This is a genomic window from Bradyrhizobium elkanii WSM2783, assembly GCF_000472865.1.
GTDB classification, from domain to species: Bacteria; Pseudomonadota; Alphaproteobacteria; order Rhizobiales; family Xanthobacteraceae; genus Bradyrhizobium; species Bradyrhizobium elkanii_A.
Map to the genome: position 1 here is coordinate 1 of NZ_AXAP01000140.1, position 12,846 is coordinate 12,846.

Sequence of the window (12,846 nt, forward strand, 5' to 3'; positions counted from 1 at the left end):
TGCCAAGTTCGGCAGCCACAGATTTGCTTGGCAAGCCATCTGCGCACCGTAGGATCGCGCGGCACCGCTCAGATAGCGACCGGGCCACACGATAACGACGAACCTGCCTCTCTAAATATGCTCGCTCTTGCGGACTCGGCACCAACGGCTCGATTGGCCGGCCTCTAACACCTGCATTCGCCACAAGCGCTCTCCTCTACAGAGAATCGAGCCATCATATAATGTGACGAACTTGCGTTCCAGATGACTAGCTCGGGACGTCTAGGGCCGTTTCGGGGGCTCCCAATTGAATAACGGAAGTGACCCCACCTCGTGGAGAAGAGTGAGGTTCACTCCCGCTATTTTCAGGCGTCCCAACAGACGCGCTTTGCTAAGAGCGCCAATCACACTCGTTCCTGCGAGGGTCCTGTTTTTTTAGGGCAGATGTCCTAGCCCGGACAGCACCTGGATCGATCTGGTAAACGGGCTAGTTGGCGTGTTCTCTTATCGTGGCGCCATAGCGGGCGCGCTGTTCATCCTTCTTCGCCGGTGATGCTGATCCGGTAGAGCAAGCGGCTATGAGCCTTGACACGAGGCTTCAGCTCTCCCCCGGCTGCAGCGACGCTTCGATGTCGCGGGTCAGCAACAGAGCTTCCTTCCAGGCAGCGCCATGGTGTCGAAGCTCCGTTCCGACTTCGTCCTGAAACGGGAACCTTCCGGTGATGTGAAAGAAGTAACGGGGCATTGACCGCAACCACGACTTTCAGTTCGCGAAACGGGATCGTCCGCAGACCGTTCCTAAACAGATTGCCAGGAACGCTAAGCTGCCGGACAAATTGAGGGGGTGATGCGGGGCCAATCGGCGCCAGGGAGCGAGCGTCTGGACCGGTGTATCGGTCATGGTTGAGCATGCAGATACTTGCCGCACGCGCGCCGAGCAATGTCGGCAACAAGCTGCGACGACGGTTTGTCCAATCGAAAAACAGCAGCTGCTGCGGTCTTCTGAAGAATGGCTAAGGCTCGCACAACTACCAGCGCTTGGCTCACGCGGGGACTCTGTCTTTGCGGCATTTCGGGCGGCCAGCCTGTCCTCCTCGGGACCGCACATGACGATCTTTAGGGCGTCGTCAGGCAGCGGCCGCTGGAGGCGCGTCACCCACAACCCGTGACGCGCAATTCACGTAGGTGCCACGTATCTCCAGCCAAACCAGCCCCATAACGATGCATACCATCAGCCATGGGTGGCGGTGCATTACGAAATCGATCAAAGCCCCACCAATCGCGGATGTGCCGACCAAAAAGCACAACGCATAAGCCAGCCAAGGCCAGTTCTTGTGTTTGGCCTCCGGGTTCCGCTCATGGGTCCTTAGCACTGCCCGCTTGGCCGGATTGGTCTCCGTCTGGTTAGTCTTGGCAATCTCGGCCGGCGCCAGCCGATACTCCCTCTCGGCGAACTCTGGGTAGAGGTCGCCGAATGGCGCTCGCATGACCCGATCCATGGTGTCGTTCAGTTCTGGCTTGTTGTGACCAAATTGGAATTCGGTCCTGCTTATACGCACCTCTCACGAGAACGACATTATCCAGGCGCGAACGCACCCTCTCCGTTCGCGAACGCCGCAGCCAGATCTGCTGACCGCCCTGAAGAACCCCTATGCTGATGCCGTCTGCCACGGAAAGGGCCATACAAAGGCCGGTGTCAGACTGCCAGCCTGTCTTCTTCATCCGGCCCTCGCAGCACGATCTTGAGTGCGTGATCGGGCAACGGACGCTGAAGGGCCTTGGCTTCATCCCACGGTGCGCGCCACACGTCGCGTTCTTCGCCAGTCGTCAGGATAACCGGCATGGCCTTGGGATGGATCGGGGCGACGACCGCGTTCGGTTTGGTGGTCAGGGAGCCATAGACGAGGTGAGGGCCGGGGATCGGCGTCGACTTGGTGTCCCGGTCGCCCTTGAACTCGGTCCAGATCCCGGCAAATGCGGTAAGCGGCCGATCGTCGTCCAGTGCGAACCAGACCACGTCCTTTTTCTTCGTCTCCGGGTTCGGCTCGGGCGCGTACTCGGCGAAGCTATTGAAGGGCACTAGAGCGGTTCATGGCTAGGCTGAATCGGTAGGGATTCCCTTGCGGGCCGGTTTGTGATTCAAGGTGTTGGCTGGGTCTGGGGGCCAGCATCTGATGAGCCGACCTCTTTCCAATGATCTGCGTGAGCGTGTTGTTGCAGCCGTAGGTGCGGGTGAAAGCTGCCGGGCGGTTGCGACGCGATTTGGCGTGGCGGCGTCCTCGGTGGTGAAGTGGTCACAGCGCTATCGGGCGACGGGTTCAGTGGCGCCCGGCAAGATAGGCGGATACCGCAAGCCGGTGCTGGAACCGCATCGCGCCTCCATCAAGGAACGGATTAGCCAGACGCCGCATCTGACGCTGCACAAGCTGAAGGACGAACTTGCTGCCCGTGGGGTCGAGGTCTCGCACAATGCGGTCTGGACAGGAAGAGGTAAGGCCAATTACTGCCTCAACCGCAGGGATGCATTTGCCTGCTTTCTCGACGACGGACGCGTCCGCATGTCGAACAACGCCGCCGAACGCAAACTATGGGCCGTCGTCGTAGGAAGGAGAAACTTCGACTGTCGCCGGACTCATGAGCGCGGTGAGCGTGGGCTGCGATCTAGTCCCCTTATTGTCAGCGCCAAGCTCAGCGATATCGATTCACGAAGCAACTTAGCAACACGCCGGATTGCTTCCTCGCCGTTTCCTCGCAAAGAAGGCGATCAGAAGTTTCGCTGCGCGCGGAGCTCGAGCAGGAACGTATCCTGGTCCTTGAACTCGTAGCGCGCCAACGGCTTCGGCGCGGACGCGCCAAGCACGGCCGATCCCTTGAAGTTCTGGTCGAGGTGGAACCACTGGAATTCGGCCGTGAAGGTCAGGTTCTTGACCGGGGTCCAGCGGGTGTTCACGCCGAGCTGCGAGATGTTGAAGTCGGGGTTGCAGACGTAGTCCGCGCTGACCGCCTTGGCCGGCGTGGTGTAGTTCGCGCACATGAAGGCCTTCGCGGCACCGTCATAGCGGACCGCCACATACGAGCCGAACAGGCTCGACGACCAATACGGGTCCCAGTTATGATTGAACGCCCCGCGAACGCCAAAGGTCTCCGTCAGATGCAGCGAGCCGTCGCCGCCGGCCGCGACCGGCAGATAGACGGCATCGGTCGTCGCACCGAACCCGATGCTCTGATAGGCGCCGGGCGCACTGGTGCTGCCGAACATGGCAAAGCTTGGCGAGGTTGAAGACGACGAGACGACGTACTTCGTCGCGCCCTTGGCATAGCTCGCGTCCAGCTTGAGGTCGTCACCAGCGCCGCTCGGGATGTTCTTGATCTGCAACGCCGCCTGTACGGCGCCGCCCCACGAGGTGTCGGGATGTCCGGAAAGCTCGGATGCCGCGGTCGGCGCCGCGCCCGGCAGTCCGACGGCGCCCGCCGGCGCACCGAGCGCGTTGAGGGTGTTGTAGGAGCCGCTGACTTCATGCGCCGCGGCCGAAATCTGGAACAGGCCCCAAGCCTGGTCGATGCGGATATTGCCGACGACGTCGGGCGCATGGACGCCGGCATAGGCGTTGCCCGAGTTAAACGTGGCGTTCAGCGGCAGCGCCAGATTGTAGACCGCGGTGCGATCCCAGACCGTCGGATCATCCAGGCCGATGCTGGCCGACACGCCATTGCCGAACTGCGCGGTGTACTGGATGTTGTTAACGCCAGTGTCGGTGTTCTGGCCGCCGAGCAGGAAGTCCGAGATGTTGCCGGGAAAGCCCTGCCAAGGCGACGCGTAGGCCGAGGCCGACTGACCAAGAGTGAAGCCTGCGAACTGAATGAAAAGGTACTGGATGGTGGTGTAACCGCCGCCGGGAGTGTCGAGCAGCTGCGCGCCGGCCACCGGAAGCGAGCCGTTGATCGAGTTCGGGTTGAAGGTGTTGTTGCCAAGCGTAGAGAACTGAAACCGGCCCATCCCGAAGGTGCGGACCGTGCCATATTCGGTCTGCGTGCGGGTATCGATTGACAAAGCCATACGGGACCGCGCTGCGAAGTAGTCACGATAGCGGTTACCCTGGCCGATATCGCCATTCCAGGCGGGCGAGCCCTGCACGCCGCCGTTGAAGGTGGCGTCGACCCGCAGATAGCCGCCGATCTTCATGCAGGTGTCGGTGCCCGGGATGTACCAGAAGCCGCCGCCGTACAGCGAGCAGACCTTCACATACTCGACGGCCTTCGCCTTGATTGGAAGATCGGCTGCTTGCGCGCCCCCGACGGCCATCAGGCCGGCGGTTGTGCCGCGAATAAGTGTTCGCGCCCGTATCATGTTTAAAGTCTCCTAATCCCCAACATGCACACGCATGCTGACGCGGTAACTAATGCAAAAACTTCCGTGAAGAATAACAACGCGGTGAAGTCGATGCCGCCGACCGTGAGCTGTGACGTTTTCGCCACGCGACAGTTCGGTGATCATCGAACAACCCTATTCGGTCTTTGCAGATCAGATCTGTCAGCAGAAAGTGGTGATCGGTCGCTTGCGCATCTTGCGGCGTAGAAGGCATATTTTGCGCGCGTAAGTATCCGTGCATTTCCCGTGCTTTCCATGGGGGTTCAAACCTGTCGCTCCAGCTCACGCCCACCGCCGCGAGCGAAGTCAATGTCACGACCGTTGCGGCGCTCGCGGGCTCCTCCCACCGCTACGGCGACCATTGCCGCGGGCATGTACATACCGGGCACCCCTTTTCACATTGCTGAGCATTGATCGGAATGGCCAGTCCGGCACTTTCGATTCGCCGTCGTTCGAGGGCTCATTTACCGAGAACGTCACGACTCCACTGGGCTATGGCACGCAGAACCTTGTTCCGGTCCTTGCTCTTCATTATCTTCGCGTGGATCGCATTGAGCCGGTCGAGGAGTTGGCTCGCACGGCGTTGTTGATGAAGCCGACAGCGCTTGCGAGCGGTGTCGCGGTGCCGTTACCGAATGTCGTGCTGCCAGCGCTCGTGTTGGCGAGAAAATTGACGTTGTTGGCGTAGTCCGCCGGCGTCGAGCGGCGTAGACCGTCGGCATCAGGCTTTGCGGCGCAATGCCCGACGGAAGCTCACGAGAGAAAGTACGACGTAAGAGGGCCGAGGCCGTTCATTACGCCATAAGGCTGGGGTCCGGTCGTCGTGGATCGCCTTGAGAGTTTGCGCAGCGTGCGGTCCTGCGTCAATTGCGGGATGACCCGTCCGACACTTGGCGTCGTGCTGTTGGGAAAGCCAACTGGCGGCGAAGCCGAGATTTGCTGAGCGAGTGCCGGCAACGGCCAGGAACGTAGTTGTTAGCAGCAACGAGTTCAGACGAGTCCTCGAGTCGATTTGGAATCCGTCGTACGTCAGATTCGGGACACTAGAGCATGTTCGGGTCTGATTGAGTCAGAACCGAAGCTCTCGTGGACTTTTGCGGCAAAGCGAAAAGTCAGATCGCAGGCGGTAGCCGCAGACCCGGTCGAACATGACGCGAAGCGGCCTTCATTGATATCGATTTCGTGATCCGACGCGGCCCATCCGACGAACTCGTTTTTATGACAGGATCGGCTGAGTGATCACACGGTGGACGCGCACCGTCTCCCCTAACCCGAAGAATTGGCTCATAGCCTGGAGTTGGAAGATTCTCGGCTCAATTCGGCCCCAGTTAGTATGAGATTCTAATTTTTTCCGGTTCTTCTGCGACATTTGAGAAATCAGTGGATGTCTGTTGCGATAACTTCTGTCTGGGACGTTGCATGGAAAAGACACGGCCGATTCGGTCAAAGCCGCCCTACAAGATTGATCTCGTTCGGCGTATTGACCTCACAACCTTGCAATTATTCATCGCAATTTGCGACGAAGGTAATTTGACGCGTGCGTCGCAGAGAGAGGCAATAGCGCCTTCCGCAGTCAGTAAGCGCATGCACGATCTCGAGGAGACGCTCCAGGTCGCTCTGTTTGAAAGACACTCGAATGGAATGACACTGACGCCGGCAGGCGAATCTCTGTTGCATCATGCGCGCGTCACGCTGCTCAACATCGCGAAGATCGCGGTCGACATGGCGGAGCACGCGCGGGGTGTGCGTGGACATGTGCGAATGTTGGCAAACCTGTCGTCAATCGTCGAATTTCTGCCGGACGATCTGCCCGGATTCTTTCGCTCTCACGAGTTGGTGCGGCTCGATCTTCAGGAGCGCTCCAGCGCCGAGGTCGTTCGCGGCCTCGAGGAAGGTGTCGCGGATATCGGCATCTGCTCCGCAGACGTCGCCACGCGCGGGCTGGAGCGTTATTCGTATGGAAGGGATCGCCTCGTTATCGTGGTAAGGTCCGATCACCCGCTGTCCGGCACGACGAAAGTCTCATTTGCCGATACACTGGACTACGATCATGTGGGCCTGTTCGCTACAAGCTCGATCTATCTTCGCTCGCAATACACGGCGCAACAGCTCGGCAAGTCGATCAAACTAAGGGTCCACGTCCCTGGTTTCGACGCCGTCTGCCGGATGGTGCAGGCCGGAATGGGCATCGGCTTGATCCCGAACCGGGCATTTGCCGTCTTGAGCCACGGCATGAACTTGTCCGCTGTCGAGCTGAGCGATGAATGGGCGGATCGTGAGCTGGTGCTGGTTGCCAGAGATCCCGTAGGGCTGTCGGCGACGAGTCGCTTGATGCTAGATCACCTCAGACATTCCCGCAGCACGCACTATAAAGCATGATGACTTTTCTTCGAATCGTCGTCCCGCTTCTTAGCTCTTTGTTTGAGCATGTTCGTTTCACGCTATTGCTTCGCGTTTGTCGTGAGAGAAAACCTGGCCATGCTCTAGTATCGCTCTCTTCGCGTGCGTTCGTCATCTGCGAACGCTCGTTCATCAACGGATATTGGACTCAACCCGCGTTGCTCGGCAACACCTCGACAAAACAGCGTGTCGAGGAGCGCCAGAGATGGTCGGGCCGTTATCCGGTATTCGCGTTGTCGAACTAGGAACACTCATCGCTGCGCCATTTGCGGCGCGGCTGTTTGCCGAATTCGGCGCAGATGTCATCAAGATCGAGCAGCCCGGCGTTGGAGATCCGCTGCGCAAGTGGCGAAAGCTCCATCAAGGGACATCGCTGTGGTGGTATCTGCAATCCCGCAACAAGAAGTCGATCGCAGTTGATCTGAAGTCGGCGGAAGGGCGTGCGGTTGTTCGTCGCCTGGCTATCCAAGCCGACGTTGTGATCGAGAATTTCAAGCCGGGCAACCTTGAGAAGCTCGGCCTCGGCTGGGACGTGCTCTCCGCGCTCAATCCGAACCTGACCCTGGTCCGTATCTCCGGCTACGGGCAGACAGGTCCTTATCGCGATCGATCGGGATTCGGCGCGATCGGTGAAGCCATGGGTGGATTGCGATTCACCACTGGCGATCCTGAGAGCCCGCCGGCACGCGTCGGTATCAGCATCGGCGATAGCCTGGCTTCGCTGCACGGCGTGATTGGAGCGCTGATGTCGCTGCTTCGGGTCAAGACAGGCCAGGGCAAGGGGCAGATCGTCGACGTCTCGCTTTACGAGAGCGTGTTCAATCTCATGGAAAGTCTGGTTCCCGAGTATGATCTCTTGGGCTATGTCAGGACCCGGACCGGCGCAGCACTACCGGGCATAAGTCCCTCCAATACCTATCCAAGCTCCGATGGGCGCTACGTTGTCATCGCCGGCAACAGCGACGCGATATTCAAGCGTCTGATGCGTGTGATCGGCCGCCCTGATCTCGGTGAAGATCCGACGCTCACCAACAACGACGGACGCGTACGGAGGAATGCGGTGCTCGACGCCGCCGTCAGCGACTGGACCTCGCAACGAACCATGGAGGAGATCCTCTCCCGTCTTGATGCGGCTGACGTTCCTGCGGGTCGAATCTATTCGGTCGCCGATATCGTGGAAGACCCCCACTACGCTGCCAGAGACATGATCCTGCCGACCGAACTCCCCGGCGGCATCACCGTGAAGATGCCTGGTATCGCGCCAAAGCTATCGGAAACGCCGGGTGGCGTAAGGTGGCCTGGTCCGACACTCGGGCAACACACCGACGAGGTCTTGACATCGCTCGGCCTCAACGAGGAGGACATTCTGCAACTGCGCCGCAGTGGAGCGGTGCAATGACCGCCGATCTGCCGGACATTTTGATCCAGGAAGTCGCACCACGCGACGGGTTGCAGATCGAGCCGCAATGGATCGAAACGACCGAAAAGATACTGCTGATCGATTGCCTGTCTGCTATTGGCTTCCGACGCATCGAAGTTTCGTCATTTGTTTCGCCAAAGGCCGTCCCTGCGCTGCGGGATGCAAGAGATGTATTTGCCAGCATCAGACGGCGACCTGGAATGGTCTACACAGCGCTGATTCCAAATCGGAAGGGCGCCGAGCTCGCCTTGGCGGCACGGGCCGATGAACTAAACTTTGTGATGTCGGCGAGTGAGACACACAATCGCGCGAACATGAACATGACGCATGATGGCTCGCTCGCATCCCTTGGTGAAATCATCGAACTGGCCCACGCGGCTGACGCATTGGTCAATGCCACGATCGCGACGGCGTTCGGCTGCCCATTCGAGGGAGCACAGCCGTCCGGAAAGGTCCTGGACATCGTCAAACGGTACCTCGACCTCGGTGCCGATAGCGTAACGCTCGCAGATACCACGGGCATGGCCAACCCCAATCAGGTCTCGCGATTGGTGGCAGAGGCCTTGACGCTTCTACCCTCGGACAGGCTAACGCTTCATTTCCACAACACGCGAGGCCTCGGGCTGGTCAATGTGCTCGCGGCCCATAACAGCGGCGCGCGCCGCTTCGATGCAGCGCTGGGCGGATTGGGTGGTTGCCCATTTGCGCCGGGCGCGACCGGCAACGTTTGCACCGAAGACCTGGTCAATCTCTGCCATGAGATCGGCCTGAGGACCGGCCTCGACCTCGATCGCTTGATCGACCTTTCGAAGCGATTGCCCGCATTGGTCGGACACGACGTGCCGGGCCAAGTCGCAAAGACCGGGCGTCCGCTGGACCTGCACCCCGTTCCAGAACGATCGCGGCAATCCCCCGCCTGAACAACCTGCAATCACATTTCAAAAAACATATCGGAGGAAATCATGACGATTACTACAGCGCCTGCTGTCGGTCTCGATGCGACGATCAGCGAGCAGCAAGTCATCAGCAAGATCGCCTGGCGCCTGATGCCGTTGATCATCGTCTGCTATTTCTTTGCATTCTTCGATCGCGTGAACATCAGCTTTGCCAAAGCATCGCTCCAGGCGGATCTCGGTCTCAGCAACACAGCCTATGGCTTCGGCGCGAGCCTGTTTGTCGTCGGCTACGTCCTATTTGAGGTGCCGAGTAACATGCTGTTGTATCGCTTCGGCGCCCGGCGCTGGATCGCCCGCATCATGATCTCATGGGGGCTCGGGACGGCGGCCATGGTGTTTGTCCAGAGCGAATGGCAGTTCTACACGCTGCGCTTCGTGATTGGCGCCATGGAAGCCGGATTCGCTCCCGGTATTCTCTATTATCTGACCCTTTGGTTCCCAAAATCCCATCGCGGGCGCATGACTTCGGTGTTTTTTCTCGCGACCGCATTTTCGGGCATCATTGGAGCGCCGATGTCCGGCCTCATCCTTAACTATATGAACGGGCTGCACGGTTTGGACGGCTGGAAATGGCTGTTCCTCGCCGGCGGTCTGCCATGCGTTGCCCTCGGAGTGGTCGTCCTGCTTCGATTTGACGACAGCATTGATCATGCGAAATGGCTCAGCACTGATGAGCGCCGTCTCATCTCGGTGCAATTGGAGCGGCAGAAGAATCAAATTGGCGAGCGCTCAGCCTGGCGATCGTTGCTGATGCCCGGCGTTCTGCTGCTTGGGTTCATCTACTTCCTGATCCAGATCGCGTCGTATGGACTCAATTTCTGGACGCCGGATCTCATAAAGGCGGCCGGCGGGGGAAGCGCGAGCGCGATCGGCTTCTTGACCGCCATTCCCTATGTTTGCGGCGCGATCTGCATGCTGATCGTCGGACGGCTCTCTGATGCATCCGGCGAACGTCCGAGGTTTGTTGCCGGACTTATCTTGGCTGCAGCATTCGGCTTTTTCGCCACTGGCGTTTTCAACAACAACGTTCTCTTGCTGGTTGGTGCGCTTGCCGTTCTTGGCGGCGGCGTGGTGGCGTCAATCCCGACATTTTGGACATTGCCTCCGAAGATACTGACGGGCGCCGGCGCCGCAAGCGGGATCGCGCTTATCAACACGCTGGGCCAGGTGGGCGGCATTGTGAGTCCGATCATGGTTGGCTCAGTCAAGGATCTGACGGGCAGCACGACGCCGGCGCTCTTTGTCATCGGCAGTCTTTGCGTGTTCTGCGCAGTGCTTTTGTTGACGGCGCTTCCTCGTGAGCTCAAGTCCAAGGACTTCCACCCAGCGCCGTCTCAGTCACTTCGGCGGTGAGAAGCGATTGAATGAGGCCCACTAGCAGCACCGTCAGGTATCGCGGGACATCGAAAGTATGGGCGGCGGCCGCTATTATCACGATACTTGCGCGCGCCACGAAGCCAGGCCGATGCCGCACCGCGCTCAGAAAGTGCTACCCGGGGAGCGCCACCGACCGGATGGCGACCGTTGCCGCGATGGGCGACTACTTGAAGCTTCCCTTCGACAGCTGCTACAAGTTATCAGAACGTTTGAGATCGACTTGGCCGCGATTACGGATTAATCACAGAGCCCGCGCATCGAGGCGTTACAACGAAGCCCGATGTGCGACGCGTCGTTTGGCGAATTCTCGGCATAATCTTTTTACGGCGATAGCCACGCTATGAGAGCAAGTGGCCGACCGCCATAGTCGGTCGCCGCAACAACCCAAAGGGCAGTCATACATCGAAGAACACCGTTTCGTCAGCGCCCTGCAGGTATACGTCCAGCTTGTAGACGACGTTGCCGCTGTCACCTTCACGCTGGGCGATCAAGGTCGCGCGGCGATCGGAGGGCACCAGGGCCAGCACGGGATCGCTGCCATTTGCGACCTCGCCGCCGAAATAGATGCGCGTATAGAGGTGCCGCAGAATGCCGCGGGCAAACACCGCAAGGAGAAGATGCGGTGCCTGTGGCTTGCCGTCTGGATCAGGCACCGAGCCCGGCTTGATGGTGTCGAAAGCGTAAGCACCATTGGCATCAGTGCCGACGCGGCCGAAACCGCGGAATTTCGTGTTCGGCAGCGCGCGCTTGTCCTGCGGATCGGCGAAGCGACCCTGGCTGTCGGCCTGCCAGACTTCCAACATGCAGTCCGGCACCGGCTGGCCATCGCCATCGAACACGCGACCTTCGATGCGAACCCGTTCGCCTGAGGCATCGGGCGTCACTAGATTGCCGGCAAAGGCGTTGTTCCAGTCGCGTTGGCCGTTCGGCGTCAGACCATATTCGAAGAACGGGCCGACCGTCTGCGAGGGCGTGATACCTTGTCTTTGTCTTGCAATTAACCGTTCTCCATGGGTGTGGCGCTCCTGCCGCGCAGCACGATATTGAAGCGGTAGCATAGCGCCCATTCCGGCTGTGTGTTCTCCAGATCAAAGGACGAGACCATTCGCGCACGCGCTTCCTCGTTCGGCACCGAATTGAAGATCGGGTCGAACGCAAACAAGGGATCGCCAGGGAAATACATCTGCGTGACGAGCCGCGAGATGAAGGAACGGCCGAACACGGAGAGGTGGATGTGGGCCGGCCGCCAGGCGTTGTAGTGATTGCCCCAGGGGTAAGCGCCGGGTTTGATGGTGACGAATTTGTAGTAGCCGGACGCGTCCGACTGCGTCCGGCCGGCGCCGGTAAAATTGGGATCAAGTGGCGCCGGATGCTGGTCGCGGACATGGATATAGCGGCCGCAGGCATTGGCCTGCCAGATCTCGATCAGCGTGTTCGGCACTCCGCGGCCATCTTCGTCGAGCACATGGCCATGCACGATGATGCGCTCGCCAAGNGGCTCGCNCTTGTGCTGNGTNGTGAGATCATTGTCCCCGGCACGCACGCTCTCGTGGCCGTACACCGGTCCGGTTAATTCCGANAGGGTATGTCGCATCGGGATCAGCGGCTTCTGCGGTGCGCGCTTGATCGAACTCCTGTAGGCGGNAGAGGACAGCGCGGGATGGATGCGCTTCGAACCGGCCGGATAGATCAACGTCATTATGTTTCCTCTAATAGTGGTGACGCCATTGAAGCGGCATCACCTCGCATGGCCCGGTCAGCAATCAGGCTGGCGCTTTGAAGTCGTAGGAAATGCGACCAGCGGGGAGATAAAACAACGCGATGACCGCCCCGCCCCTGACCTCGGGATAGTGGCGGCTTCCGGGATCTGGCGCCGTCCAGCCGGGCCCCTGCCAGCCCTGTAATCCCTTCAGCTCGGCCCCCTTATTCAAGGGCACCACAAGATTGAGCTCGCCATAGGGATGGCCGTGATACTGCCCGCGCAACACGTCATGCTCGTCCTCGTCCTTGAAACGGCGCGGATCGGCGCTGTTCATGTAGACGGCCGTGATGCTGAACTGAAACGTTTCGGGCATTGGTTCGAGGATGCGGCTCCGCCGGTAGTTCGGACCGTCCACCTCCTGGTTCGCTGCCCAGCCTTCTTCGACCCCGATCTTGATCAAGCGAGCCAAGTCCTGATAGAGCGCGCTCTCCTCTCCATATTTCTCGTTGAGCCAACGCTCCATCTCGGCGCCAGGCGTCATATCCTTGACTTCCCGGAGGAACGGAATGCTGCGCTGAATCAGTTCTTCTCGGCTTCCCATAGTCGTCTCCTTACTCTTCTCGATTGGGCTCTATGTTTCGAA

Annotated in this window: 10 protein-coding genes and 3 pseudogenes; 5 read left to right on the plus strand and 8 right to left on the minus strand. The window is 59.6% G+C overall.

The annotated features are described in order from the left end of the window. The 4 genes and pseudogenes from YY7_RS59680 to YY7_RS55705 form a co-directional block, all read right to left on the minus strand. Nucleotides 1-184: pseudogene (locus YY7_RS59680) on the minus strand (IS630 family transposase); the annotation flags it as partial. A gap of 393 nt (nt 185-577) precedes the next feature. Further along, the gene (locus YY7_RS61505; RefSeq protein ID WP_035692965.1) at nt 578-724 is read right to left on the minus strand and encodes a DUF6894 family protein; all 147 of its coding nucleotides are present in this window, start codon (nt 722-724) and stop codon (nt 578-580) included. Nucleotides 725-1,106: 382 nt separating this feature from the next. Further along, the gene (locus YY7_RS0147360; RefSeq protein WP_155255654.1) at nt 1,107-1,466 is read right to left on the minus strand and encodes a hypothetical protein; all 360 of its coding nucleotides are present in this window, start codon (nt 1,464-1,466) and stop codon (nt 1,107-1,109) included. A 209-nt stretch (nt 1,467-1,675) separates the two neighbouring features. Then, nucleotides 1,676-2,062 (minus strand): annotated as a pseudogene (locus tag YY7_RS55705) (SOS response-associated peptidase family protein); the annotation flags it as partial. An 88-nt stretch (nt 2,063-2,150) separates the two neighbouring features. Between YY7_RS55705 and YY7_RS64145 the strand changes: the two are divergent. Further along, a pseudogene (locus YY7_RS64145) lies at nt 2,151-2,570 on the plus strand (IS66 family transposase); the annotation flags it as partial. 173 nt (nt 2,571-2,743) lie between these two features. Here YY7_RS64145 and YY7_RS0147375 read toward each other — a convergent pair. Further along, nucleotides 2,744-4,327, minus strand: a complete 1,584-nt coding sequence (locus YY7_RS0147375) for a porin (RefSeq protein ID WP_028169122.1) — start codon at nt 4,325-4,327, stop codon at nt 2,744-2,746. Between the two features lie 1,440 nt (nt 4,328-5,767). On the opposite strand from YY7_RS0147375, the gene YY7_RS0147390 reads away from it, so the two are divergent. The 4 genes from YY7_RS0147390 (at nt 5,768) to YY7_RS0147405 (ending at nt 10,477) form a co-directional block, all read left to right on the plus strand. Further along, nucleotides 5,768-6,727: a LysR family transcriptional regulator gene (locus tag YY7_RS0147390; RefSeq protein WP_051397340.1), complete on the plus strand. Its 960-nt coding sequence runs from the start codon at nt 5,768-5,770 to the stop codon at nt 6,725-6,727. Between the two features lie 226 nt (nt 6,728-6,953). Next, nucleotides 6,954-8,147 (plus strand): CaiB/BaiF CoA transferase family protein, encoded by a 1,194-nt coding sequence (locus YY7_RS0147395; protein WP_028169125.1) that lies wholly within the window; start codon nt 6,954-6,956, stop codon nt 8,145-8,147. Next, nucleotides 8,144-9,088: a hydroxymethylglutaryl-CoA lyase gene (locus YY7_RS0147400; RefSeq protein ID WP_028169126.1), complete on the plus strand. Its 945-nt coding sequence runs from the start codon at nt 8,144-8,146 to the stop codon at nt 9,086-9,088. The genes YY7_RS0147395 and YY7_RS0147400 overlap by 4 nt, the downstream gene beginning before the upstream one ends. 42 nt (nt 9,089-9,130) lie before the next feature. Then, complete coding sequence (locus tag YY7_RS0147405) at nt 9,131-10,477, plus strand: MFS transporter (protein ID WP_028169127.1); 1,347 nt, start codon at nt 9,131-9,133, stop codon at nt 10,475-10,477. A gap of 419 nt (nt 10,478-10,896) precedes the next feature. Here YY7_RS0147405 and pcaG read toward each other — a convergent pair whose 3' ends face one another. The 3 genes from pcaG to YY7_RS0147420 form a co-directional block, all read right to left on the minus strand. Further along, on the minus strand, nt 10,897-11,559 hold the full coding sequence (pcaG, locus tag YY7_RS0147410; RefSeq protein WP_080664178.1) for a protocatechuate 3,4-dioxygenase subunit alpha: 663 nt from the start codon (nt 11,557-11,559) through the stop codon (nt 10,897-10,899). After that, the gene (gene pcaH / locus YY7_RS0147415) at nt 11,499-12,200 is read right to left on the minus strand and encodes a protocatechuate 3,4-dioxygenase subunit beta (protein ID WP_028169129.1); all 702 of its coding nucleotides are present in this window, start codon (nt 12,198-12,200) and stop codon (nt 11,499-11,501) included. The genes pcaG and pcaH overlap by 61 nt, the downstream gene beginning before the upstream one ends. 64 nt (nt 12,201-12,264) lie before the next feature. Then, nucleotides 12,265-12,804, minus strand: a complete 540-nt coding sequence (locus tag YY7_RS0147420) for a DUF4863 family protein (RefSeq protein WP_028169130.1) — start codon at nt 12,802-12,804, stop codon at nt 12,265-12,267. Nucleotides 12,805-12,846: the final 42 nt, after the last annotated feature.